At 45.9% G+C, this 1,406-nt stretch carries 1 protein-coding gene; it reads left to right on the top strand.

Annotated elements, in window-relative coordinates; all coding sequences use genetic code 11:
• Window positions 1-1,384 (top strand): IS66 family transposase (gene tnpC, locus AAEZ18_RS18255; protein WP_350552584.1); only part of this gene is annotated, 1,384 nt, incomplete at its 5' end.
• Between the last annotated feature and the right edge of the window lie 22 nt (window positions 1,385-1,406).

The following is a 1,406-nucleotide window of genomic DNA, read 5'->3' on the forward strand; positions in this document are numbered from 1 at the left end:
CTTGGCCCAACAAAAACAATTCGGCAAAAGTGCTGAAGGCTTTGCCGGGCAAGGCGAGTTATTCAATGAAGTGGAAGAAATTGTTGAGGAAGTTGAGGCAGAGCAACAATCCATTAGCTATACCCGTAAAAAGCCGGTGCGTAAGCCACTGCCAAAAGACTTACCTCGTGAGCAGGTTATTCACGACATCATCGACAAAACCTGTGATTGCTGTGGCGGTGAGCTACATAAAATGGGTGAAGATAAGTCAGAAAAGCTTGAGTTCATACCCGCTAAAATCAAAGTGATTGAGCATATTAGGCCTAAATACGCCTGCCGTCACTGTGATAAATCCTCAACTCAGACACAGATTAAACAAGCCTCAATGCCTGCCATGCCCATCAACAAAGGCATTGCAACCAGCAGTTTGCTCAGTCAGCTTATCACCAGTAAATACCAATACGGGTTACCGCTGTATCGCCAGGAAGCGATGTTTAAGCAATACGGTATTGAACTCAGTCGACAGACCATGAGCAGCTGGATAGACAAATCAGCCACACTCTTCGCGCCATTAGTTGAACGGCTTAAAGCCGAGCTGTTAAGGCAACCCACGCTGTTTGCCGATGAAACGCCATTAAAGGTGGTGAAATCGGACAAAGTAAACAGTTACATGTGGGTGTATTGCTCGGGTCGAGATTCACCAGACCCGAATAATCCTATCCCTAATATCGTACTTTACGACTTCCACAATAGTCGCGCGGCCGCCTGCGTGGTCAATTATCTTGATGGATATCAAGGGTACTTGCACGTGGATGGCTATCAAGCCTATGCCAGAACAGAGGCAACCTTAATCGGCTGCTGGGCGCATGCTCGTCGTAAATTTATCGACGCGAAAAAGCTACAAGGTAAAAACAAAACCGGCAAAGCGGATGTGGTATTGAGCCTTATCCAAAAACTGTACGGCGTTGAGTCACGCATCAAAGATAAAAGTGTGGATGACAAATATACGGCAAGACAAGAGGTTAGCCTGCCTATTCTTAGCAAGCTAAAAATATGGCTTGAGCAGGATCAGCCAAATTTAGTGGGGAACAGCAAACTGATAGAGGCAGCTAATTACCTGGCAAATCAATGGCACAAGCTCATACGCTATGTTGATGATGGCCGACTTAGCATCGATAATAATAGAGCAGAACGCGCGGTAAAACCGTTTGTGATAGGCCGAAAGAATTGGTTATTTAGCCAAACGGCTAACGGTGCCCATGCTAGTGCCACCCTTTACAGCATTGTGGAAACCGCCAAGATAAATGGTCTAATCCCATTTAATTACATCTGTGCTTGCCTTGATGAACTGTGCCAGCCTGAGCCCGATATCGACAGCTTGTTACCCTGGAATTTTAAAACATAGGTGTAGTTCGCTAGACGCTCAC

Source organism: Pseudoalteromonas sp. 19-MNA-CIBAN-0066 (genome assembly GCF_040308705.1).
GTDB classification, from domain to species: Bacteria; Pseudomonadota; Gammaproteobacteria; order Enterobacterales; family Alteromonadaceae; genus Pseudoalteromonas; species Pseudoalteromonas nigrifaciens.